At 44.5% G+C, this 24,302-nt stretch carries 17 protein-coding genes; 9 read left to right on the forward strand and 8 right to left on the reverse strand.

The genetic code is table 11. The features are described 5' to 3' along the window. The first annotated feature begins 148 nt into the window (after positions 1–148). The 4 genes from ACVBIO_RS14070 (at position 149) to ACVBIO_RS14085 (ending at position 5,933) form a co-directional block, all read left to right on the forward strand. On the forward strand, positions 149–589 hold the full coding sequence (locus ACVBIO_RS14070) for an OsmC family protein (protein ID WP_447163355.1): 441 nt from the start codon (positions 149–151) through the stop codon (positions 587–589). 366 nt (positions 590–955) lie between these two features. After that, positions 956–4,009: an EAL domain-containing protein gene (locus ACVBIO_RS14075; protein ID WP_447172859.1), complete on the forward strand. Its 3,054-nt coding sequence runs from the start codon at positions 956–958 to the stop codon at positions 4,007–4,009. 98 nt (positions 4,010–4,107) lie between these two features. After that, positions 4,108–5,445: a DEAD/DEAH box helicase gene (locus ACVBIO_RS14080; RefSeq protein WP_447163357.1), complete on the forward strand. Its 1,338-nt coding sequence runs from the start codon at positions 4,108–4,110 to the stop codon at positions 5,443–5,445. Between the two features lie 140 nt (positions 5,446–5,585). Continuing rightward, positions 5,586–5,933 carry a DUF6176 family protein gene (locus tag ACVBIO_RS14085; protein WP_447163358.1) on the forward strand — a complete coding sequence of 116 codons (348 nt, stop codon included), beginning with the start codon at positions 5,586–5,588 and terminating at the stop codon, positions 5,931–5,933. Positions 5,934–6,022: 89 nt separating this feature from the next. On the opposite strand, the gene ACVBIO_RS14090 is transcribed toward ACVBIO_RS14085, so the two are convergent. After that, the gene (locus ACVBIO_RS14090) at positions 6,023–7,435 is read right to left on the reverse strand and encodes an endonuclease/exonuclease/phosphatase family protein (RefSeq protein WP_447172860.1); all 1,413 of its coding nucleotides are present in this window, start codon (positions 7,433–7,435) and stop codon (positions 6,023–6,025) included. A gap of 316 nt (positions 7,436–7,751) precedes the next feature. Between ACVBIO_RS14090 and ACVBIO_RS14095 the strand changes: the two genes are divergently transcribed. The 4 genes from ACVBIO_RS14095 (at position 7,752) to ACVBIO_RS14110 (ending at position 12,317) form a co-directional block, all read left to right on the forward strand. Beyond that, positions 7,752–8,093, forward strand: coding sequence for a hypothetical protein (locus ACVBIO_RS14095; protein WP_447160066.1), 342 nt, complete (start codon positions 7,752–7,754; stop codon positions 8,091–8,093). Between the two features lie 241 nt (positions 8,094–8,334). Beyond that, the gene (locus ACVBIO_RS14100) at positions 8,335–9,483 is read left to right on the forward strand and encodes a CobW family GTP-binding protein (RefSeq protein ID WP_447172861.1); all 1,149 of its coding nucleotides are present in this window, start codon (positions 8,335–8,337) and stop codon (positions 9,481–9,483) included. A gap of 158 nt (positions 9,484–9,641) precedes the next feature. Continuing rightward, entirely contained in the window at positions 9,642–10,958 is a 1,317-nt protein-coding gene (locus ACVBIO_RS14105; RefSeq protein ID WP_447160192.1) for an MATE family efflux transporter, read from the forward strand. 225 nt (positions 10,959–11,183) lie between these two features. Continuing rightward, a complete protein-coding gene (locus ACVBIO_RS14110; RefSeq protein WP_447160064.1) occupies positions 11,184–12,317 on the forward strand; it encodes an energy transducer TonB in 1,134 nt (377 codons plus the stop codon). Between the two features lie 68 nt (positions 12,318–12,385). Here ACVBIO_RS14110 and ACVBIO_RS14115 read toward each other — a convergent pair whose 3' ends face one another. The 6 genes from ACVBIO_RS14115 to nadK form a co-directional block, all read right to left on the reverse strand. Continuing rightward, the gene (locus tag ACVBIO_RS14115; RefSeq protein WP_447160063.1) at positions 12,386–12,955 is read right to left on the reverse strand and encodes a LutC/YkgG family protein; all 570 of its coding nucleotides are present in this window, start codon (positions 12,953–12,955) and stop codon (positions 12,386–12,388) included. A 4-nt stretch (positions 12,956–12,959) separates the two neighbouring features. After that, a complete protein-coding gene (locus ACVBIO_RS14120; RefSeq protein ID WP_447163362.1) occupies positions 12,960–14,333 on the reverse strand; it encodes a lactate utilization protein B in 1,374 nt (457 codons plus the stop codon). A gap of 8 nt (positions 14,334–14,341) precedes the next feature. Beyond that, a complete protein-coding gene (locus tag ACVBIO_RS14125; protein ID WP_447160061.1) occupies positions 14,342–15,085 on the reverse strand; it encodes a (Fe-S)-binding protein in 744 nt (247 codons plus the stop codon). A gap of 384 nt (positions 15,086–15,469) precedes the next feature. Further along, on the reverse strand, positions 15,470–18,289 hold the full coding sequence (locus ACVBIO_RS14130; protein ID WP_447160060.1) for an FAD-binding and (Fe-S)-binding domain-containing protein: 2,820 nt from the start codon (positions 18,287–18,289) through the stop codon (positions 15,470–15,472). Positions 18,290–18,407: 118 nt separating this feature from the next. Next, positions 18,408–20,051: an L-lactate permease gene (locus ACVBIO_RS14135; protein ID WP_447160059.1), complete on the reverse strand. Its 1,644-nt coding sequence runs from the start codon at positions 20,049–20,051 to the stop codon at positions 18,408–18,410. A gap of 658 nt (positions 20,052–20,709) precedes the next feature. Continuing rightward, positions 20,710–21,588 (reverse strand): NAD(+) kinase, encoded by an 879-nt coding sequence (gene nadK, locus ACVBIO_RS14140; protein WP_447160058.1) that lies wholly within the window; start codon positions 21,586–21,588, stop codon positions 20,710–20,712. Between the two features lie 99 nt (positions 21,589–21,687). On the opposite strand from nadK, the gene grpE reads away from it, so the two are divergent. Beyond that, positions 21,688–22,290: a nucleotide exchange factor GrpE gene (grpE, locus tag ACVBIO_RS14145; protein WP_447160057.1), complete on the forward strand. Its 603-nt coding sequence runs from the start codon at positions 21,688–21,690 to the stop codon at positions 22,288–22,290. 133 nt (positions 22,291–22,423) lie between these two features. Here grpE and dxs read toward each other — a convergent pair whose 3' ends face one another. Further along, positions 22,424–24,289, reverse strand: coding sequence for a 1-deoxy-D-xylulose-5-phosphate synthase (gene dxs, locus ACVBIO_RS14150; RefSeq protein WP_447160056.1), 1,866 nt, complete (start codon positions 24,287–24,289; stop codon positions 22,424–22,426). Between the last annotated feature and the right edge of the window lie 13 nt (positions 24,290–24,302).

Raw genomic sequence — 24,302 nt, forward strand, 5'->3', positions numbered from 1 at the left:
ATTGAGTTGCTTATTGAGTTGCTTATTGAGTTGCTTATTGAGTTGCTTATTGAGTTGCTTATTGAGTTGCTTATTGAAAAGAGCTTTTTTGAAAGCCTTATCACTGAAAATAGTCTCATCAAGAGACATCTAATGGAGTTATATTAAGATGGCAGAGAAGATCATTGAACTAAAAACACATATGGGTGAAGGCTGGAAGATCACTAGTCAAGTAAGAGAACACCTACTGGTAATCGATCAGCCGACAGCGGGTAACGAAGGGGCAAACCCTTTGGAGACGTTTATATTTTCATTGGCAGGTTGCATCTCTACCATAGCTAAAATGGTCGCTAGAGAGCAAAAAATCAAGCTTAATCAATTTGATGTGTCGATTCAAGCTCTGCTAAATACAGCGGGGTTACTGGGGCAGGATTCACCGGATCCGGTAGGCTTTAAGCATATTGATATTAATGTTGAAGTCGATGCTATGCTCAATGGTGAGCAGCTCACAAATGAACAAAAAACTCAATTTCTTGATGCCGTTTGTCATCGCTGTCCGGTGCATGACAATCTGTTAAATCCAACACTGGTAACCCATCAAGCAAGCTAATGAGCTGCTGACTCGTTAATCACCTAACGAGTCAGCATATATTCCTACCTATCTATTTATCTATGTCATTAAACCTGCTAATACCCATGAAGCATTAAATTCAACTCAAATCAAAATAAGTAAAGGGTTAACTAGACTTTAAATTTGGGATGTTTTTGTCTATCTTTATAAAATAACAGATAAAAATATTCGTATTTAACGCTTTTACTTAAGTCTCATATTCAGTTTGATTCAATCTTGCAGCTTAGGTTAAGGTGGTATGGAGATACTCGATAGTTATTCGGGTTAGCCCCTATGTTTTTGTTAGACTTTTATATAAAAGTCGTTATTCCAGTGGGACTCATTTTCAAGGATGAATAGCTTCTTATGGATCAAAATTTAACACTTTCTCTTATTCAAAACGCCGCATTGCTATTGGCTATAGTGCTTGTGTATGACGCCTTTCCGCGAAGCAATAAGCGTGAGCTAGACTTGATGTGGCGAGTGGGTATTGGCCTGCTGGTTTCAGTTATTACTATCTCGGTTATGCTAATGCCTTGGCAATACAGTGAGGGCGTTTTCTTTGATTCAAGAAGCGTCATTTTAAGTCTTTGTGGCTTATTCTTTGGTGGTATCCCCACTTTAGTCGCAGTCACTATTAGCAGCTTATATCGATTTAGCGAAGGCGGTATTGCACTATGGTCTGGTATTGGCACCATAGTGACATCGGGTCTGATGGGCTATTTGTGGCGTAAGTACCGTAATGGGCCGATAAGTGATATCCACTTTATTGAGTTATTTGCCTTCGGTCTTATCACAAGCAGTATAATTTTACTTTGGGGGCTGACCATGCCCACAGAGATAGCTGTTAGCTTATTAAAGCAGATCACACTTCCGTTCTTGATTATTTTCCCGCTGACGACCGCAGTACTTGGCATGCTCCTGTCACGCCGTATAGAAATAGATCGCGATCAAAAAATTAAGTTACAAGATCATCTGTTATTTAAGTCGCACTTTCAGACCGGCAATATGGGGATTGCCATAACTAGCCAAGAGCATCAATGGATTAAGGTTAATCCTAATCTGTGTGAAATGCTTAAATATACTGAGCAGGAGTTGTTAGGTTTATCTTGGCCAGAGTTAATGCTTAAGCAAGATTTCCACCTCTATAAACACCACTTTAATCAGATGTTGGAAGGTGAGATTAACGAGTTTGAACTCGATATTCGCCTTATTTCAAAAGATGAAGCTCTGGTTTACACCCATATGACGGTAGCCTGTCAAAGATCACAATCTAAAGTTGAATTAGTCATTACAGGCTTGCTGAACCGAACATTACAAAAAGAAGCCGAGATGGAAAAGCTCGCGAGTCAGGAGCAGCTAGGCTTAGTTCTCGCCAGTAGTGAGTTAGGTTTTTGGGATTGGGATATTCGTCGTGACGTAATCGAACGAAATGAGCACTGCGCTGAGCTGCTAGGTTGTGATGTCGATGCCTTAAATAAAGATCCGAAACGGTGGTTGAATGCTATTTATCCTGAAGACCGAGTGGCGGTATTAAAGTCGATTGATGCGCACTTAAGTGGTGAAACTGAGCAATATAAAATGGAATACCGCATCCATAGTCAAAATAATCAGACTTTGTGGATCTTAGATACCGGTAAGGTAATGAGCCGTGATGAAAACGGTAACCCGATAAGAATGTGCGGTATTCATACCGATATCACCGACAGGAAACAAGTTGAAGAGTCATTAAAGCTAGCCGCGTCAGTGTACAACAACAGCAGCGAAGCGATGAGTGTACAAGATGAGCAAGGTGTGATTCTCAATATCAATGCCGCATTTACCGATATTACTGGCTACAGTGAAGCAGAAATTAAACAGCAGAATATTAAGATCCTCCAATGTAATCGTAATAATCGTAGTGCCTACGAGCAGATGAACCTAGCCATAGAGGAGCTCGGTCGCTGGCAGGGGGAGGTGTGGCTGAGGCGCAAAAATGGTGAAGAGTTTGTGGTTTGGTTAACGCTTAATGTCTTATTTGATACTAAGGCACAGACTCAACGCAGAGTCGCGCTGTTTTCTGATATCACAGAAAAAAAGCAAGCGGAGCAAATTATCTGGAAACAGGCCAATTACGACCCGTTAACAGGTCTGCCGAACAGGCGTATGTTGCTAGATTATCTGAGTGCAGAAATCCTAAAGTCAGACAGCCGTGAGCAACATTTTGCGCTAATGTTCATCGATTTAGATTACTTTAAAGAAGTAAACGATACCTTAGGGCATGACATGGGGGACACCTTACTCGCTGAAGCGGCAAAGCGTCTTAAAGCCTGTATAAGAGAAACTGATGTGGTGGCTAGATTAGGTGGTGATGAGTTTACTGTGGTGCTGTCGGGGATCTCCGATATTAAAGGGGTCGATAAAGTCGCGAAACAGATATTAGCGCGCATCGCAGAGCCTTATTGTTTAGGTGAAGAGACTGCATATATTAGCGCCAGCATTGGTATTACACTTTATCCCGATGATGCTGAAACCATTGAAGGCTTACTCAACCATGCCGATCAAGCTATGTATGCCGCAAAGGATGAAGGCAGAAACCGCTTTCATTACTTCACACCGTCTATGCAGCGGTACGCTAAACATAGAATGCGTTTAATTCAAGATTTACGTCATGCCATTGCCAATCATGAGTTTGAGCTTTTTTACCAGCCGATTGTTAGTTTGCAGCAAGACGATAAATTAAAGGCTGAAGCCCTCATTCGCTGGCGTCACCCTAAACGCGGCTTAGTTTCTCCCATCGAGTTTATTGCGGTAGCAGAGGAAACAGGGCTTATTATTGAGATTGGTAACTGGGTTTTTCAGCAAGCCGCTAGGCAGAGTGCACGATGGCGGGACAGGTTTGGTGTCGAGGTGCAGATTAGTATTAATAAATCTCCGGTTCAATTTAGAGATGAGGGAGAAAGCTTTGAGTCCTGGGCTGCTCTGCTAAAGACATTGAAGTTAACTAATAATAACATCTGTATTGAGATCACTGAGGGCTTATTGCTTGATGGCAACAGTGCTATTTCCGCTAAGCTTGCACAATATCGTGAGTCAGGTATACAAGTGTCGTTGGATGATTTTGGAACGGGCTACTCTTCACTGGCATACCTTAAGAAATTTGAGATAGATTACTTGAAGATTGACCAATCTTTTACCCGGAATCTTGACAGCAATAGTGACGACTTTACATTATGCGAAGCGATTATTGTGATGGCGCATAAATTGGGTATGAAAGTGATTGCCGAAGGCGTCGAGACTGACTACCAACGTAAGGTGTTAACCGATGCTGGCTGTGATTATGGCCAGGGCTACCTATTTTCAAGACCCGTCCCGGTTGAAGAGTTTGAACAAAGCTTTATTGAGGCGGCATATAAAGTAACAGAAAAAAGTACGGCCTGATTTCGGCTATTTACTTTGATTGCTATAATCTCACGCAGTATTTTGCTAGACTCCGCGCTCACTTTTATTCCCTGTACTCTTACAGTATTGAGCCTACCATGAACTTTGATGCATTCGATTTACATTCCAAAATATTAGATGCAGTTTCTGCGCGCGGTTACCAGCAATTGACTCAAGTTCAATCGCAGGTATTACCTGTAGCGATGGAAGGCAAAGACATTATGGCCTGCGCGCAAACCGGAACCGGTAAAACCGCTGCGTTTGCCTTGCCGTTACTTAATACGTTAATCAAGGAATATAACCTCTTTACTGAAGAGAGTGCAGGAGCTGCACATCAGTCGAAGGTTAAGGTGTTAGTGCTTACCCCAACCCGTGAACTTGCGATCCAGGTTGCCGACAATATCACGGCTTACGCTCAGTTTTTGCCATTCAAAACAACCGCTGTTTATGGTGGTTCAAATATGAACCCACAGCGCAAAGCGCTGCAAGCGGGTGTCGATATTTTAGTGGCGACGCCAGGGCGCTTGTTTGATCATATTGGTCAGTTTGGTTTAGATCTGTCGAACGTCACTCATCTGGTTGTTGATGAAGCTGACCGCATGTTGGATTTAGGCTTTGTTCGTGATATCGAAAAAGTTAAAAAGCTGGTGGCAGCAAGGCACCAAACGCTATTTTTCTCTGCCACTTATAGTGAAGCGGTTAAAACGCTAGCCGAGAAAATGTTGTTAGCACCTGAGTGGATTAATGTGGCGACGTCGGCCACGGCAAGTCTGATCACTCAAGAAGTTTATTTGGTTGATAAACGCCGTAAAGCCGAGTTACTTTCAGAGCTTATTGGTCGCAATAACTGGCAACAAGTATTAGTGTTTGTCAGCACTAGAGAAAGTGCTGAGCATTTGCACGCTGAATTAAAGCTTGATGGCGTGAAAAATGCGGTTTTCCACGGCGAAAAAACGCAAGGTGCGCGCAACCGTGCATTAGAAGAGTTTAAAACTGGTAAATTACGTGTCATGGTGGCAACCGATGTTGCTGCTCGTGGTCTAGATATTGAAGCACTGCCTTTAGTGATTAACCTAGAGTTGCCTTTTGCCGCTGAAGATTATGTGCATCGCGTTGGTCGTACTGGCCGCGCAGGTTTAGCTGGACGCGCGATTTCATTTGTATCGCCGCAAGACAGAGAAATGCTGCAAGAAATCGAACTGTTAATTGAGCAGACTTTACCTTGTATTACTTTACCGGGCTACGAAGAGGGGGCCGCTTTGCCTGCTCGTTATCGCGATGTCGTGGTTAAGCCTGTTAAAGAGAAAGGTCATAACAAACGTAAATATGAAGATAAAAACCGTACTGCAAAAAACGCAGTAGGGAAAAGCAATATTCGCGGCGCAACCTCAGGAAAAAGTAGTTACGGTCGCTCGAAGGATAAAGCTAAGAAATAGTGCACATATTGCATAATTTACTCTAATTTAAAGTGAACATATCTAGCGCTAGAATGTTCACTTTTTTATGGGCTAAAGTTTGTCTTTGCAACAGGAAGTGAAAATATATAGAAAGTGTCAGCGCTTTTGATGAGGTAAGAATGGAATCTAAATTATTGAAGATAAAACTTAAGCTTGGCTCTAGAGAAAAGCTAGACAATTTGATCTGCTATATGCGAGAAAATATTGAATTCCCTAAGAGTGAAATGGGTCAAAAAGGCTATTATTGGGACAGTGTTTTCTATGAATCATCTCGAGATCATGAGCATATTTATATCGTCATCAAATCAGTCAACTTTGCTCAAATAATGCTGGACGAATCGATGCTGCTCCATACACCATTTAGAGAGGTTTATGAGAAGTTTAGGCAAGAGTGCTGGATGGATGAACCTTATACTGACATTGACGCAACCGCTTGTTTTAACTCGTCGATGCAATTTTCTATTTAGTTGTAATTTCAATTAATCGGTGAAGAAGCATAAAAAACGTGCAGTAGATAAACTCGACTGCACGTTTTATATTTAACGTGAGTTAAGGTTTATTGCAGATGAGTCTGCAATAAATGGCTTAATTCTAACTCCACGTCGATCCAGACTAGACGGTGATCTGATGAGATACTTTTACCGTCACCCCAGGCAACGCGAGAGTCATTCATCAGCATGTAGCCATCTTCAAAGCTTGCAGGCCAGAATACACCTGAGTCAGTGATGTTGAGATCGTTAGATGGGATCGCATGGTCAACGCGTAGGCCAAATGTGCTGGTGATACGATCAGGATAAGTGCTATCACCACAATCACCCAATGCTACACACTCAGTTGAACCTAGGCTGTTTGGCGCGTAAACACCATCAGTTGCGAGTACGTTAACGCGATCGTGGTTCATCAGCTGCTGAATTGATTCTAGGAAGCCATCACCATTTTCTGGGTCGGCATTAAGATCGCCCATGACCACGAAAGATGCATCTAAACCTAAACCACCTTTAACACCCGCATCATCGTAAATGTAGTCAGCATTTGATACATAGTCGCTCCAGAACTTGATTTCTGCACTATTTAACAACTTGTTGTTTTCTGTGACGGTATCAAATACGGGTGGCGTTGGGTGAGACAGAAGTAGGTGAACCACTTTCTCGCCGTCTGCTGTAGGGATAAGGATTGGTGCATCAACGTGGTTTTTAGAAGATAGTGGTTTTTCTGCCCACGCTTCAGCTGTGTACCATTCATCACCACACTTCATGCCTGCTGGGATAGGGTTCTTATCATCGTCGCAATTAACGATAGTAGGATTTGTTTCACCCGGCATATCTTTCCATTTAAAGTCTTGGAAAGTACGGATGTTAGCTGTGTCGATTGGGTACTGTGATAGTAGGCCAAACGCATATTGACCGTGGTAGAAACCAAAACCCCAAGCGTCACCAGGTAGTGCTACCTTGCCATTACGGTCTAAATCAAACTCACTTAACAGACCTGTATTGGTTGAGAAGTTTTCAGCATAAGCGAATTGGATCGGCTCAAGCATCTTCTGTTCGTCAGATGTAGTACCTAGCGCATTTTGTGGCACAGCTAAATAATTAAGGCGGAAACCTTTAATCGCATCTTGGTTTTCACCAAGGCCGTCGTTGTTAAACTCACCCATCATGATAACGGCTGGACGCTCAGTTTGGATAATAGCGGCAACGTTACGGATTTGAATAATTTTTTCGACAACTTTTAGCTCATCAGCAGATAATTCATCGTCAAACCATTTCTGCATTAACGCTTCTTGCTCAAGTGCAGGGATCTGCATCTCAGTGACTAGCTGTTCGAAAGTACTACGATCAAAAGAAAGATTATAAGTAGCGAACTTAACCGTTGTTGGCTCTGGTGGATAAATATTAGTTGTTTCGTCATTACATCCTGCTAATAACGCAACAGAGATCGCAGCAGCTGCTGCAGTTTTAAGTAATTTCATGTTTTTGACCCATCAATTGTAATTATAATAACGAGCTCATTTAGTTGAGCTTCGCTGATATTCTATACAGCTGTACATTGCATGAAAATGAATCTCGGCAAAAGTAACGTCTGAGTGATGGTTTTATCAGCTTAAGTTGCCGGTGTGATTGCTTTTTGTTGGGCTCGTGTGTTTGCTGTGTAAATGCCATGTATCTCGCTAGGTTGGTGTTAGCTATTGGTTGTTTAGTTGTTGCTTATCTAATTGCATCTTAATTTGTTTTTAAGATGAATATGATCTGATAGTGTAATGCCATTGATAAAATAGGAGTGTGTAAGTGAGCAGAACCCTTAGGATTAATATAATTGTTGCTGCCATTTTTCTATGTGGTTGCTCTCAATTAGATCACAGGCCACAAGGCGATAAAATAGCTGTAAGCCCTCATAACGCCGATAGTTTTTATGTTAGAACTCAGGTTCAACCATGTGATTATGCATGGTTTAAAAAAGTAGAACAACAGCTACAAACTGGCGATGGTCAAGGACATGGCCCAGATCTCGGCTCCATGGAATGGCGCTCGGTGATAGAATTTAAATTGGGTATTGGCGGTGATGATTCTATTGTTAGTGTCGATTCTGATTTGTGGTGTGACTATATCGATAAGCAGTATATCGACTAATACTATTTTAATGATCACTGCTTTAACGAGCAATAGCTTTGATTAGTAGCGCTTGAGGAACACTTCCTAGACAAGTATTGGCTCTGTGAATCTTGATTAGCTAAATAGCACCCGACCTGTTTCCATTAAATATCAGCCATCTTTATCTCAACATAATATGATGCCAATATACGGGTATGCGTGACATTCACGCGCATTAACGATTAGAATCTTTGGCTATTCGATAGATAGAGTTCATGTCATGATCCAGAAAATTATTCCTACTAATGTCATCACCGGTTTTTTAGGTGTCGGTAAGACTTCCTTTATCAAAAACTTGTTACAGCATAAACCTAAAGGAGAAGTGTGGGCGGTTCTGGTGAATGAGTTTGGTGAAATAGGCATTGATGCAGGCTTACTCGATAACGGCAACGAACAGGTGCAGATTAAAGAGGTGGCGGGAGGGTGTATGTGCTGCGCTGCGGGCTTGCCTATGCAGGTGGCAATAAACCAGTTAATTGCAAAAGCCAAACCCGATAGGTTACTGATTGAACCTACAGGCTTAGGTCATCCTAAAGAGGTGCTTAAGGTATTAACTCAGCCACATTATCAACACGTTTTGGCGATGAAGGCGTGTGTGACCTTAGTCGATGCGAGAAAACTCAATGATAGCCGTTATACCGAACATGAGATCTTTAATCAGCAGCTGCAAGTTGCGGATGTTGTCATAGCCAGCAAGACCGACTGTTATCCAGTCACTTTGATTGACTCCTTGATTGACTATTTAGCTGTCATTAACGGCTCTCTTATTAATAGCCCCGTTATTAGGGGCTCGAACGAAGAAGGTCAAACGACCTCAAGCTTGCCCGTTATTCCTTGGAGCTTAAAGCAAGCTGATGAGAGTCATGCATCGATAATGTCTTTGCTTGAAGGGGCTCACCAAAACAAGAGTGCGGCTACGGAGCAGGTACTAAAATCGCAAGAAGCATTACAAGCACTATCACCAGAAGTATCGGCCACTCAGGCGCCGCGCCTGATGGATATCCACTATAGTCCGCTATTTTCAGAGGCTGCAACTAAACAGCGTGTTGAATTTAATGATCGTGGCCTCCTTTGCATGAGCAATCAAGGGGAGGGTTTTTATAGTTGCGGTTGGGTGTTTGACCCAAGTTATGAGTTCGACTTTGATCGGTTGCTGGCATTAATAAGCAACTTACAGGTCGCGCGCATTAAAGCTGTGATGATCACCGAAGAGGGGATTGCGGGTTTTAATGGTGTCGATGGTGAGTTATCAATCGTTGAGCTTGATGATGCAATGGACTCTCGAATTGAGCTATTGTCGATGTCAGCCATTGGCGCAGCCGATTTAGAAAAGGCGTTATTAGGCGCTGCGACTCGACTGAACGGCTAAATCCATTGGCGGCTTAAGGCTCAGTATTAGGTAGCAGTACTACATGTTTAGTGCTTAGTACGAATATAAATACCCATCAAGAATAATAATTAGAAAATATCATGACTCAACCGACACTCACTGCGGCAGAGCCAGGACGAAATAATCTGGACTCACCTATGGTGACAGAGCCTATCGCTAAGCTATTTTGGCGCTATAGTATTCCGACAATTCTATCCATGCTAGTGACAGGTATTTACGTCACCATTGACGGCATGTTTATTGGCCACTACTTGGGTGAGGTTGGTCTAGCGGGCATGATCTTAGCCTACCCGATAGCGGCAGTGCTTTATGCGATAGGGGCGACACTGGGCATGGGCGGCGCAGCGTTAGTATCAATCCATCAGGGGCAAGGTGAGCCCCATATTGCACGGAAAATATTGGGAAATACGTTCAGTTTGTGTTTGATATCGGGACTGATTACTACAGTATTAGGCTGTTACTTCTCTAAAGATATCCTCGTGATGCTAGGCGCAGAGGGAGAGATTCTGCGCAGTGCCGATGATTATCTGTTTTGGTATTTTGCCTTAGGCACATTCCCCATCGTGTCGATGGCGTTCACTACATTACTGCGAAATGATGGTCGTCCCGGATTTGTAACCTTAGTTTTAATCTTAGGTGGTGTGCTCAATACGGTACTCGACTGGTTGTTAATCGTAGTGTTCCCCTATGGGTTAATGGGCGCGGCGATAGCGACCATGATCTCCCAAGCCGTGACTGGTGCACTGTGTTTGCAGCACTTTTTTTCGAGTCGAACCGAAATTGGCATTAACCTTGAACAGATGAAGCTGAAGTGGGATCACTGCGTTAATATCATTCGTGTCGGCACGCCAAGCTTTTTAATGAATATGTACCTGACCGTGGTGTTGACCCTACACAATGTGGCATTTCTGGCAGTGGGCACGCCGCTGCACGTGGCGGCATTTGGTGTGGTGAGCTATACCGAAGCGTTTTTTTACCTATTATTTGAGGGCATCGCTTTTGGCGTGCAGCCTATTCTCAGCTTTAACGCGGGCGCAAAGCGCTTTGATAGGGTGAAACAAGCACTGAAGATGGCCTTTTCAGTGACCTTAGTTTGTGCAGCGTTAGGGCTTATCTTTATCTATTCGGTACCGCAATTGTTTGTGTATATTTTTGCTGGTGATAATGTCTTGCTCACGCCGATAGCAACCGAAGGAATGCGTTGGTACTTCTGGGGCTTACCGATGGAAGGCTTATTGCTTGTTGGCGCATCTTTCTTCCAAGCGATTAACTACTCCAAAGAAGCATCTATTTTAACGGGGGCAAAACTGATCCTATTCGCTGCCATTTTATATCTATTTGCTTGGGCTTTTGGCGTCACAGGTGTGTGGATTTCATTGGCGACTTGCAGCACGATGTTAGTCATTTGGATGGCATGGATTATGAGGCGAACCCACAATAAGCTATTGGCCTAAATCTTTATATATTTAAATATGATGTTTTATGCCGAGGGTTGGGACTAAGTTACTCGTGTTATAAAGGGGGCTCGCTCAATCATTGAGCTCGTGTTGCTAGTATGTTAGTTTTATTGCAAATGTGATGCTAGTGGCGTGGCTTGTTCAGCACTTAAAATGGTATGGATAAAGCTGTACCATTTGTAGAACGCATATCTCAACATATTAATGAAACAAGGATTTTTCATGTTTACAAAGCCGAGTGCGAATAAGCGTAATATTATTTTTGCGGCTGTTTTTACAACCGCAGTCAGCTTTTGCTCACCTGTTTTCGCTTCAGAATTTAGTGATGCTTATTCAGCTTATAAAGTTGCAGTCACCGCTGAGAATCAATCTGAAATAGAGCTTTATGCATTACAGTCTTATGAGCTAGGCAAGGCTAAATTTGGTGCTGATAGTATTAATAGCGCCACACTAGCATTAAATGCAGGTAACGCATTAATCGCAAATATGCCTAAACAAACCTTTGAGGAGCAGGTCAAAGCTCAACCGAAAAAGCGTCAGCCTCAAGCATATGGCTTGTTTGAAGAGACATTAAAGATCTACAGTAAGCATTATGGTGAAGAGGCTATAGAGCTTATTGATCCACTTTTGGGTCTAAGTGACGCCAGCAGTCAAAAATATGCTCGTGAGTTTTTGGATGATGCCTTAGATATTGCCGAGGACTCTGATGATGCAATGTTAATCGCCGATACCAAAATGGCCTATTTTGAACGTTTGGTTAACTCTGGTTATTACACCCGCAAAGTGCGTAATTACGCTTTTGATGCACAAGAAGCTTACAGTGAACTATTGCCTGAAAATGCAATGAAGCGCGTACTCACTAGCTTTAGGGTTGGTAACGTACGCTTTGCAGAGAAAGATTATGATGAAGCTGAAGCGCTATTTTTAGGCGTTATCACGCAATTTCAAAAGCTTGATTATAATCATCCATACGAGTTGGCAGCTCATGCCAAATTAGTACAGATTTATGAGCTTGATGGCGAAAGTGAAAAATCAACTCAACACTGTATCGCGATTGGTAATATGAAGCCGTGGAAAGAGGATATTGAGCCGACGCCACTGTTTAGGAAGCACCCTGATTATCCGCTTTCTTACTTGAAAGCAGGAAAAAGCGGTAACACGAATATGAGCTTTACCATAGATAAAATGGGCTTTGTTAAGGATGTTGTAGTGATAGAGTCTAACGGTGGTAGCAAGTTTGAAACAGAATCACTGATAGCGTTAAAGCAATGGCGCTATGCCCCCAAATTTATTGAAGGTGAAGCGGTTGAGGCAAAAGGGGTTAAGGTTAAATTGGAATACTATGTTGAGAAATAGCCTTACCTCGTAAAGCAAAGCCCTAATATCAATTAGGGCTTTTTTGAATCTGCATAATGCTGGTTAGGCTAAACCAAATATACGTTAAGGCTACACGCACCATGAGCACCTACAACCAATGCTTGCTCAATATCCGCAGTCTTAGAAGGCCCAGCGATAAAAGTACCAAACTCTCCAGAATCTAACGTAATACGGCTAGCCGCTTGATGCATATTAGCCACAATGGTTTTTTCATCTAGTACGAGAAACAGATTCTCACAGATAAAGGGCGTGACGCGGTGGCCAAGGTTTTTGTTATTAACCCAAATAGCCCCGTTTTCGGCCACGCCTAAATCTCCCGGGATCACCGCATAATCGATATCTCTTAGCTGGTGGGCAGTATCGGTCACCTCGCGGTTGCCTTTAATACCATCAAGCATAGAGATGATCTGCAGTCCTTCTGCAATATGTGCATCCACCTGCGTCTGCAACTTAGCTAAACCGCCTTCGCGGTGCAAGGTGCCGGCAACCGTATTGAGGCTAGTCTCAAATTGACCCACTAAATCATCGATGCGCGGCGCGATATTGATAATCGGCATGGCTTGAGGTGCCATAGCTGCGCTCTTTAGCGCGTTAAGGATGTCGAGTTTACTAGACATTTTATTATCCTCTGTTCTTCTTAAACCAAGCTTCGAAGCTGGAGTCTGGTGCCACTGGTAACTCGCGGTATTTGCCCCAAGCGCCAGAGAACGGCTTTAATAAACTTCCCGGTAGAATGTTGAGCGCAGTGCGCGCGATACTCATCGAGCAGTTGAGTGCGGTTTCACTGGCCATAAATTTGCCCACGAGTGGCATATAACTGGCTTTACCATAAGGCAGTTTTCCGGCTTCAGCTTTAAGGCGGCGATGATGGTGAATGATTTTATCTAGTGGCACCTTAGTTGGGCATACATAAGAGCAGCTGCCACACAAGGTACAAGCCCAAGGCATGGAGTTGGTATCATCACACTGTGATCCGACGGCGATACCGATTGGCCCAGGAATGGTGTAGTTATAGCTGTAACCACCACTGCGGCGATAAACAGGACACGTATTAAGGCAGCCACCACAGCGAATACATTTAAGTGATTCAGCTAAAATTTTGTCTTTGAGCATATCAGTACGGCCGTTATCGACAATAATCACGTGCATCTCGCCGCCATCTTGTGGGCCGCGATAAAAAGAGCTGTAAGTGGTGATCGGCTGACCCGTGGCATTTCTTGCCAAGGTGCGTAGCAAGACTGCGGCGCTATCGATATTGGGCACGATTTTGTCTATGCCCATAGAGTGCAGTTGCAGCTTAGGTAAGTTAGCGCCCATATCGGCATTACCTTCGTTAGTACACACAACGACCGCACCTTTATCGGCAATGGCCATATTAACGCCAGTCATTGCCGCATCGGCTGACAGAAACTGCTCACGCAGGTGTGCACGGGCTGCGCGGGTTAGGTAAAGCGGATCTGAAGCGCCGGCATCAGTGCCAAGTTTGTCGTGGAATAGATCGCCCACTTCCTCTTTTTTCAGATGGATAGCCGGTACCACAATGTGTGATGGTGGTTGGCCTGCAAGCTGGATAATACGCTCACCCAAATCGGTATCAATCACTTCAATGCCATGCTGCTCCAAATATGGATTCATGTGGCACTCTTCGGTGAGCATTGATTTAGACTTTACTAACTTTTTAACCTCATGCTCAGCTAAAATCCCATGCACGATACGGTTGTGCTCAGCGCCATCTTTGGCCCAGTGCACCTTAATATTATTCTTTAGACAGTTCTGCTCAAACTCTTCTAAATACTGCGCTAAATGCGTCAGCGTGTGCAGTTTCATGTCTGAACCGATTTGGCGCAGTTGTTCCCACTCCGGTAGGCTGCCTGCAGCGCGGTCACGCTTTTCTCGTAGCATCCAAAGCGCTTTTGAGTGCCAATCAACCCGTGATTCGTCTTTACAGAATATCTCGGCTTTATGGGCATGAGTTGCTGATGTTGAAATCGACATATCTTCTCCTAAAGCGCTGCGTTAATGACTTGAGCGATATGGCGAGTCTCAATCGGCAGTTTCTGCCGTCTGACCATGCCATCGATGTGGAGTAAGCAAGATGGATCGAATCCAACGGCATACTTAGCGCCTGTTGCTGCATGAGCCTGCGCTTTATCTTTGCCCATTTTGGCCGATACAGCACCTTCATCTAGGGCAAAAGTACCACCAAAGCCACAGCATTCATCGCGGCGATCTGGATAGACAATCTCTATTTCTGGAATGGCGGCGAGTACCGCTTCGAACTTGTTCATACGTGGGCCCATCTGCTCGCTGGGGGTGGCCAAGTCAAGCATGCGAATACCGTGACAACTCATCTGTAGGCTAATTTTATGTGGAAACGGTTTAGTAAAGGCTGGAATAGGGGAGACGTCGTGAAGAAACTCAGTTAGCTCATACAGTTTGTCAATGACAGCCTGCGCTTCAGGGCTTGAATCAAACTCATGAAAGTTTTCTTTAGCCGCTACAAGGCAAGAAGCTGCAGGGCACACGATGGCATCACACTCAACACCTTTGAAGGCATTGAGTAGTTTCATGGTGGTTTTCTTGGCTTCGTTATAACAGCCTGAATTTGTCATTGGCTGACCGCAGCAAGTCTGACCTTTTGGCAGTATGACTTGGTGGCCGAGTTTTTCTAATAATTCTAAAGTGGCGATCCCCACTTCAGGAACCATTTGATTCACTAGACACGGTATGAAAAGAGCTATCTTCATTGTGTTTTCTCTTCTATTTTGCAGACATAGTTAGCGACTTTTAACTGTAGGAAGTAACCGTAAAAAGTAACCGCAAAAAAGTCGGCTTAAAAAGCAGACTTTATTTTAAATGGGCACACGCCTATATTTATTCACACATTAAATATAGGCCGATAACCTTGTAAAAAGTAGTGCTAATTTAGCAAATAAACTTAGGCATTTTTGCAAAAATGAAAATAAGCTATCTATTTGTATAGTAAGGGTAATAGTGGGTTTTACTGCTGAGTTTGCAATATAGAAAGCTAAAAGTGGTTAGGCAGTTAAGCAGTTAAGTGGAGTGGATTGAGTTTGATTAAAAAGTGAGGGGCAAGCTGCCCCTCACTTTTTACTAAAGAGTCGCGCTATTTAGCGGGTACACTCTTCTAAAAGATAGGCAAGGTGGCGGTAAGAGATACCGCTATGTTGAGTTAAACCGACTTCACACATACGGTTAGCGTAATATCCTTCGTTAACATCAACAGGGATTAGCTTTTTGATATTGCGCAGCGCGCTAGCGTTGATTTCAGGCTTATACAAGCCTTTTTCACCGGCATAACCACAGCAATCTATGCCTGCCGGGCGGATCATTTGTTGGCTACAGGCATCGATAATCGCTTCCATCTTTGGCTCAAGTTTCATCTTACGTGCACTACAACCTAAGTGCAGAGCGACAGCAGGCTTTTTGCGGTTGATGGTGAGCTTATCGAGTAGCTTGTCATGGATGAAATCAACCATATCGACAATTTCAATCTTGTCTGTCAGTGACTTATCACCAGAAAGTGTACGATAAGTACAAGAAAGCGCATCAATAATCACCGGCAGCTTACCGCCCTGAGTCATAGCTGCAACCGCTTCAATTAACTCTTTACGCTTAGCGTCAGCGTTTTTAAAGTCACCTTTTGACTCCCACATTTGGCCGCAACACAGATCACGAGTTTTCTCAGGAGTGATTACGTTGTAACCAGAACGCTCAAGTAGCGTGACGATGACTTCAGGTAAGGTGCGGTTATCGGGATCTTTTGGGGTTGGACCAAAGGTGCGTCCACCGCAAGCTGGGAAGTAAACTACGGTTTCTTGACCCGGGATCGGCGCGGCAAGTTTGGGCAATTTGCCACCTTTTGGAAAATCAGGATTCCAATAAGGCACTTCTTTAGAAACGACACGGCCAGCTTTCATGATTGCGCCAGTTATCGCGCTGCCAGTGATCTTGTGAACGGTACCTAGCACATTAAAACCTGTGCTGATCACCTGGTTAACTGCGCCAAAGTGCTTGGCTTGAAAATCGAGTACCTTTTGTTCAGTACTGGTGATATAGGGCGTTCTGAGTTTACGCACTAACTCGCCCATACTGTTTTCGACTGGGCAGGCGATGGTACAAAGCTGACAGGCGGCGCAAGTATCAACTACATCGTACTTGGCTGCGGCGCGCATCTCACTGGCCGCTTGTTTGTCACCTGATTGCTCAAGACGCTCAATTTCACGTAATGTGGCAATACGTTGACGTGGCGACATATTTAGCGCTGATGTCGGGCAGGTTTTTTCGCAGAAACCACATTCGATGCATTTGTCGACTAAGTCATCGACTACAGGGCAGGGTTTAATGTTTTTAACGTGAATTTGATTATCATCGTTAAGAATAACCCCGGGGTTTAATAAGCCTTCAGGGTCAAAAATCTGCTTAATACGCTTCATCAAGGTGTAAGCGTCACTGCCCCATTCCATCTCAACAAAGGGCGCTACTGCGCGGCCGGTGCCGTGCTCGGCTTTCATTGAACCGTCGTATTTATTGATCACCATTTCGGCGACATCTTGCATAAAGGCGTGGAAGCGCTCAATGTCAGCTTGTGAGTTAAATGTGGGTGTTATGATGAAGTGGAAGTTACCCGCAAGTGCATGACCATAAATAACCCCCTCAGGATAGTTATGCTTATGGAAAAGCTCGGTTAAATCGTTAGCCGCAGCCGCTAGATGCTCAAGTTCAAAGGCCACATCTTCGATGATAACGGAGGTGCCTTTAGGGCGCTCGCCACCAATAATTGGGAACAGTGCTGAGCGCATTGCCCAGTACTGACCAAAAACGGTAGGGTCGTCACTGAAGCTAATAGGGCGCTCAGTCTCGATATGCGCAAGCTTAGCGATAACGTCTTGGGTATAGGTTCCAAGTGTTGCTTTGTCATTGGCGCGAGATTCAATCAGTAGGATACAAGCGCCTTCAGGTAAGTCTGTTAACCATAGCGGCATGCCCGCTTTGCCTGTTATCGCTCTAATTGAGGCCCAGTCGAGCAACTCTGCGGCGGCAACGCTGTCGCCCACAATTGGCGGAACAGCGCGAGCGGCATCTTCCATATTGAAAAACACAGCCATGGCTGAGGCTTTAAAGCGTGCTTCATCAACCGTGTGGTAAGTCACCTCTTCAACAAAGGCTAGCGTCCCTTCGGCGCCCACAATCAGATGGTTAATTAGCTCAAAAGGATCGGCAAAATCAACCAGGGCATTCAGGCTATAACCTGTTGTGTTTTTAATCGAGAATTTTTTACGAATTCTAGCGGCAAGCACGGTGTTGTTAACGGTTAGCGCAGCGAGCTCAGTAAGCTGTTGCAAAAGTTGTGGATGAGACTGAGTAAAGGCAGCTTTAGAGTCGTCACAACCTGTATCTAGCTCTGTGCCGTCTGCAAATAATAATTTGGCAGAAGCGATAGTTTGGTAACTGTTTTGCGCCGTACCACAACACATGCCAGAGGCGTTGTTAGACACGATGCCACCAATTTTAGCTGATGCAAGCGTTGCCGGATCGGGGCCTATTTTCTTGTTTAAAGGCTTTAAAACTGCGTTGGCATCGGCGCCAATCACCGCGGTACCTAGGCTAATTGTTGAGGCATCGTCACTTACGGTTAATGTTCTAAAACCATCATGACCTAAGATCAGCAAAATACCTTCACCAATGGCTTGGCCTGAAAGACTCGTTCCTGCAGCTCTAAAGGTTACTGGAGCGCCGTAGGTGCGGGCAATGGCTAGGGTGCGTTTAGCTTGCTCTAGGGTATCGGCATGCACCACAATTTCAGGCACGATACGAAAGTAGCTGGCATCAGTTGACCAGGCAAAACGGCGAACTGGATCATTAGTGGCGGCGTGCTCGCCAACTTGTCTACGTAAATCTCTTAATACTGCTTCATAATTAATCGACATTAACTTTATCTCATACACTTACTTTAAGTGGATAAAGCCGCTGCTTGAGCGGCTTTCTCGATATTATTATTTTTATAAAATTTGCTATATACGTTGCTTTAAAAAAGGAGGCAAGAGCTTAAAAGCCACCCCAAACTGCAGCGATAGTACCCGCGACTAAAGCATAGCCTAGTGCCACAGGCATGGTTTTACGGATAATTTCAGATTCACGCCCAGCCATACCAACAACCGTTGCAGCGGCAACAACGTTCATTACACACATCATGTTACCGGCGTTAGCACCAATGCCCTGCATTGCGAGAATAAGTGCATGGTTAGCTCCAATATTATCGGCAACACTGTACTGTAGGCCTGAAAACATCATGTTTGAGAAGGTAGCCGATCCTGATAAGAAGGCGCCGAAAATCCCCACAATTGGCGATACCCAAGCCCACACCGCGCCCATGCTGTTAGCGAGCGTATCGGCGAGTGCGACAGGCATAGAGGCAAGCCCTGAGGCATTTTCGCCAGAGTTTAAGAAAATTTTAACCATAGGGACCGAGGCCCCAAGCGAAATAATCGTCGGCACCATAGACTTACAAGAGACTGAGATAGACTCTTTAATGGCAGGCGACTTCATTCTAAATAGGAAGAAACCTAGGATGCAGACTAAAACAAAGAAAGCGCCAGGTGCGTAAAGTGTGGCAAAGCCCGCTTTTAACTCTGTACCGAGTAAACCTGTCCAGCTGATGTTAAAGCTAGATAACCAGGCTTTAAGTGGTGCAACGGTACGTGACAGCACCAGTAATGCCGCCATAATTAAATAAGGAGACCAAGCGGCAAGTTGCGAGAACTTAACGTCAGTCTCTAATGCTTGACTGGTTTTACCATCGTTCTCAGCAAAGTCATTCCACTGCTCTTTAGGCAATAGGTAGCCTTTTTTAGCAACAGGGATAACCAGTGCCATACCCACAAGCGCACCAATAACTGACGGGAACTCCGGGCCTGCAAAGTAGTTAATTAACCAAGCTGGAACGGTGAACGCAAGACCTGCAAATAGCGCGAACTTCCATATGGCTAAGCCTTCTTTAAATGACTTATTACGACCAAAGAAGCCTGTGAGAATTGCTACCATTGTCAGTGGAATAAGGGTACCAGTGATTAAGTCTATGGTGATCATGTGCATGGCGATAAACTGCGCATAATCTGCAAAACTGCCACCGTGCTGAGCAATTTGCTGTGCGGCCATATTTGCGCCGCCCTGAGTTAGGCCTTGCTCCATACCGAACAGAACGGGAAGACCAATGGCGCCGAACGAGACTGATGTTGAGTCAGCAATCAAGGCGACAACGGCTGCTGCAATAGGAGGAATGCCAAGTAACACAAGTAGTGGTGCACCAATTGCCGCAGGGGTACCAAAGCCTGCTGAACCCTCAATAAACGAGCCGAACAACCAGCAGATGATGATCACCTGCACCCTCGCATCACCACTAATATTGGTAAAACCAGCGCGGATAGTATCCATCGCGCCAGAATACTTAAGGGTGTTAAGTAGGAACACAGCACCAAAGATGATCGTTAGTGGCGTTAATGCTGACAGCAAGCCTTCAACCACTGAAGCGGCCAGGAAGGTTGTGTCCATCTGCCAAACGAATACTGCTGCAAGTCCTGTAAATACCATAGAAATAGGCATCGCTCTAGATGCTGGCATCCGTAGTAGGACCAGGAACAGCATTACGCTGATAATCGGCGTTAAGCTTGCGAGTAGTTGAATAAAGGTCATGCTTGCCTCGATGTGTTTGAGTATCTAACTTCAATTGTTGCTTTCAAATTTTTTAGTTATTACGAAAAGCGGTGTGTACTAAACGTGATTTAGAAAAATGTAAACATGATCTAGATCATGCTGCTTATCAATTGTGCTTGATAATGCCATTAGTGAGACGGGTCATGGTTTTGTGTTTTGCGACTATGTGATGCGCGTCACGTATAATTGTTGGTTGAATGCTAGGTAGGCATAAGAAAAGTATAAAGGGCGTCATTCTTAGTACTAAAAGTGCTGGAACCTACCATCTTGAGCGTCATTCATCTTAGATTTGATCGGTAAATTTCTTATGTGGCAGCGAATAAGGTAAGCGAGATTTAACGCTTGTGTGATCTGTATCTAGTTTTTGCTTTTTGTCTGCCCGTCATATTTATCATTATTAATCTAAGTTAATGTTTTTAATAGAGATGAACTTTTGAGGCATCACATTATGTTTTGATGTGTTTGAATCAAGCAGGGATGAGAACTGTAGCTAATTAACACCAATGTAGTGAAAGTTACATCAAAAGTTGGCGGGGAAGCTAATTATTGAGGCGGCAGATGCCGATAACTGATGCCTGTAAATAAGGCTTAAAAAGTATCGACATCTAGCTGAGTAGAAGATCCTAGATAGAAGGGATTAGAAAAGTTTGCTTCCCCAACCTAGCTTGGTACGAAGAACGTGGAAATAGTTATGCCCTTTAGGATGCACAAGCCTTAAGGTTTCTTGGCTGCGTTTTATGATAATTTCATCACCAGGCAGAACCGGCAGGTGTACATGACCATCACAACTGACTTCTAAGTTATCACCGTTATGGGGCGATACGACCAGCTTAATGATGCTAGCCGCATCAACAACAATTGGTCTACACGAAAGTGTGTGAGGAAACATCGGCACTAAAATCATCGCGGCGAGGTTTGGCGTTAATATCGCACCACCTGCAGACAAAGAGTAAGCGGTCGATCCGGTCGGAGTGGAAATAATCATACCGTCGGCGCGCTGGCTATACATGAATTTGTCATCTATGTAGACTTCAAACTCAATCATATGTGCAACTTTACCTGGATGAAGTACCGCTTCGTTGACTGCGGTATTACTTGATTTAAGCTCATTGTGGCGATGCACTTCGGCTTCGAGTAAAAAGCGTTGCTCAATTTCAAATTCGCCTTCAAGTACCTTAGATAATGCTTCTTCAAATGAGTCTGGTGGTAAGTCGGTCAAAAAGCCCAAGTTCCCTCGGTTAACCCCGATAACACCGATATTAAAGCGTGCCAGCACCCGAGCAGCGCCGAGCATGTTACCGTCACCGCCAACAACAATCGCTAAATCGCATTGCGCACCGATCTCTAATAGATCGACAGATTGCACCTGAGGACCCAGTTCTCCGGCGACTCGTTCTTCGACTAACACTTTATAGCCTTGCATGCTAAGCCAATGATGCAACCTTTTTAAGGTCTGTGTGGTTCCCTTGTGATTCGGTTTACCAATTAGACCAATTGTGTGAAACGTATTGCTCATATTTATGTTAGATCCAGCTTTAGGCCTTGAAACCTTAAAATTGATCCCCATAATATGCTCAGAGCATGCAGAAACAAAGCATTTTTAGCTGGAGCAAAAATGAGCAACGAAACAAATAAAGCACAAGATAACCAAGTTGAAGAGATCGTCGAAGGCGAATTGCTTAACGAAAATGGCACTGAAGCAACAGATGAAGGCGCTTTGATGGATGAGTTAACTCAAGCAAATTTCCGTGTTGAAGAGTTAGAAAAGGCTTTGCAAGAAGCTGAAGCTAAAGTTGAATCTCAGAAAGACTCAGTGATCCGTGCTGCAGCTGAAGTCGACAATATACGTCGTCGTTCAGCTATGGATGTTGAGAAGGCGCACAAGTTTGCCTTAGAGAAATTCATCAACGAATTGCTACCTGTTTTAGATAACATGGAGCGTGCGTTGCAAGGTACTGACGCAGAAGCTGAAGCAACAAAGGCGATTTACGAAGGCGTTGAGCTGACGGCAAAGAGCTTTGTGAGCACAGTAGAGAAGTTTGGCTTAGTCCAAGTTGATCCACAGGGCGATACATTTAACCCAGAGCTACACCAAGCGATTGGCATGCAGCCAAGTGCAGATTTCCCTGCCAATACTGTGATGATGGTGATGCAAAAAGGTTATACCTTGAACGAGCGCTTACTTCGCCCTGCGATGGTAATGGTTTCTCAAGGTTAATCATGGTCGCTTGGCGCTTATGAGTGCTAAGTAAGATCCTTGCAATAGCGGCAATAAATACGGCCACAAAAAAGGACTGCTTAGGCAGTCCTTTTTATTACGCAATGCTTGCTAGAAACTATATTGATTACTATTAAGCAATAAAGTCTTCAATCTGCTTTTGAATACCCGCCGCATCTAAGCCAAGCTCACTGATGATCTCTTCTGGCGCGCCGTGCTTAATGAACTCATCAGGCAAACCAATAAGCAATACCTGTTTTGGCATCTTAAGCGTCTGCAATAGCTCTAGTACGCCAGAACCTGCACCGCCCATAATCGCGTTCTCTTCAACTGTGACGAGCACATCGTGATTTGCAGCAAGCTCTTTAATCAGCTCAGCATCAAGTGGCTTCACAAAGCGCATATCGGCAACGGTGGCATCGAGTGCTTCGGCTGCAGTTAAGCTGCTTGCCAGCAAGGTACCAAAGTTAAGGATGGCAATCTTCTTGCCTTCACGCTTAATTAAGCCTTTACCGATTGGCATTGCTGTCATGGTTTCGACTTGCTTAGCGCCAGTGGCGCTACCACGAGGGTAACGTACAGCGGTAGGGCCATCGTTATAGCAATAGCCGGTATAGAGCATCTGGCGGCATTCATTTTCATCAGACGGCGCCATGATCACCATATTTGGCACTGTGCGCATAAAGCTTAAATCGAATGCTCCTTGATGAGTTGGGCCATCGGCGCCAACAATACCACCGCGGTCAATGGCAAAGAGTACCGGTAGCTTTTGCAGCGCGACGTCATGGATAAGCTGATCATAACCACGCTGTAAGAAGGTAGAGTAGATAGCGACAACAGGCTTGTATCCTTCACAGGCAAAACCCGCTCCAAAGGTTACCGCATGTTGCTCGGCAATCGCTGCATCGAAATACTGCTTAGGGAAGCGCTGAGAAAACTCAACCATACCTGAACCTTCGCGCATCGCTGGTGTAATACCCAGTACCTTTTCATCTTTTTCAGCAATATCACAAAGCCACTTACCAAACACTTCTGAGAAGGTTGGGTCGCATGGTTTAGCTGCTGGTTTTTCGAAGGTTGAAGGATCAAACTTAGGCACTGCATGCCAACCAATAGGATCTTTTTCTGCTGGCTCATAACCACGACCTTTCTTAGTCATGATATGCAAAATCTGTGGACCTTTTAGGTTGCGCATATTGCGCATCGTCTCAACCAGCGCATCAACATCATGGCCATCAATTGGGCCAATATAGTTAAACCCTAGCTCTTCAAATAACGTACCAGGAACCACCATGCCTTTAAGGTGCTCTTCGGTGCGCTTAGCCATCTCTTTGATAACCGGCATACCCTTAAGCACTTTCTTGCTGCTTTCTCGTATGGTGGTATAGAAACGACCTGACATCAGCTGAGCTAAGTGGTTATTGAGTGCGCCAACGTTTTCTGAGATAGACATCTCGTTGTCGTTGAGCACGACCAGCATGTCGTTATGTAAGTCGCCCGCGTGGTTCATGGCTTCAAATACCATGCCGCCGGTCATTGCGCCGTCACCGATAACTGCAACCACTTTACGACCAGCTTGCTCTTTTTCCGCAGCGACGGCCATAGCAAGAGCGGCACTGATAGAAGTGCCTGAGTGACCCACACTAAAGGTGTCGTATTCACTTTCTTCGCGCCATGGGAATGGGTGCACACCGCCTTTTTGGCGTATGGTATGCATCTTTTCACGTCGTCCAGTTAAGATCTTGTGTGGATAGGCTTGGTGGCCTACATCCCAAACGAGTCTGTCAAATGGGGTGTTGTACACATAGTGAAGTGCCACGGTAAGTTCCACCGTGCCGAGACCCGATGCGAAGTGACCGCTTGATTTACCCACAGACTTCAGTAAGAAACCTCTAAGTTCGTCTGCCAATTGTGGCAACACTGCTTGAGGGAGCTGTCTTAGCTCATCTGGGGTATTAGCCTGTGCAAGCACAGGGAATTGAGAAATATCAAAACTCATATCGAGATTCTTT

The sequence above is a fragment of the Shewanella sp. 0m-8 genome (genome assembly GCF_052977265.1).

Coding starts and splice junctions, on each gene's coding strand:
- ACVBIO_RS14070 (WP_447163355.1), top strand. CDS start 149: ATGGCAGAGAAGATCATTGAACTAAAAACACATATGGGTGAAGGCTGG.
- ACVBIO_RS14075 (WP_447172859.1), top strand. CDS start 956: ATGGATCAAAATTTAACACTTTCTCTTATTCAAAACGCCGCATTGCTA.
- ACVBIO_RS14080 (WP_447163357.1), top strand. CDS start 4,108: ATGAACTTTGATGCATTCGATTTACATTCCAAAATATTAGATGCAGTT.
- ACVBIO_RS14085 (WP_447163358.1), top strand. CDS start 5,586: ATGGAATCTAAATTATTGAAGATAAAACTTAAGCTTGGCTCTAGAGAA.
- ACVBIO_RS14090 (WP_447172860.1), bottom strand. CDS start 7,435: ATGAAATTACTTAAAACTGCAGCAGCTGCTGCGATCTCTGTTGCGTTA.
- ACVBIO_RS14100 (WP_447172861.1), top strand. CDS start 8,335: ATGATCCAGAAAATTATTCCTACTAATGTCATCACCGGTTTTTTAGGT.
- ACVBIO_RS14105 (WP_447160192.1), top strand. CDS start 9,642: ATGGTGACAGAGCCTATCGCTAAGCTATTTTGGCGCTATAGTATTCCG.
- ACVBIO_RS14110 (WP_447160064.1), top strand. CDS start 11,184: ATGTTTACAAAGCCGAGTGCGAATAAGCGTAATATTATTTTTGCGGCT.
- ACVBIO_RS14115 (WP_447160063.1), bottom strand. CDS start 12,955: ATGTCTAGTAAACTCGACATCCTTAACGCGCTAAAGAGCGCAGCTATG.
- ACVBIO_RS14120 (WP_447163362.1), bottom strand. CDS start 14,333: ATGTCGATTTCAACATCAGCAACTCATGCCCATAAAGCCGAGATATTC.
- ACVBIO_RS14125 (WP_447160061.1), bottom strand. CDS start 15,085: ATGAAGATAGCTCTTTTCATACCGTGTCTAGTGAATCAAATGGTTCCT.
- ACVBIO_RS14130 (WP_447160060.1), bottom strand. CDS start 18,289: ATGTCGATTAATTATGAAGCAGTATTAAGAGATTTACGTAGACAAGTT.
- ACVBIO_RS14135 (WP_447160059.1), bottom strand. CDS start 20,051: ATGACCTTTATTCAACTACTCGCAAGCTTAACGCCGATTATCAGCGTA.
- nadK (WP_447160058.1), bottom strand. CDS start 21,588: ATGAGCAATACGTTTCACACAATTGGTCTAATTGGTAAACCGAATCAC.
- grpE (WP_447160057.1), top strand. CDS start 21,688: ATGAGCAACGAAACAAATAAAGCACAAGATAACCAAGTTGAAGAGATC.
- dxs (WP_447160056.1), bottom strand. CDS start 24,289: ATGAGTTTTGATATTTCTCAATTCCCTGTGCTTGCACAGGCTAATACC.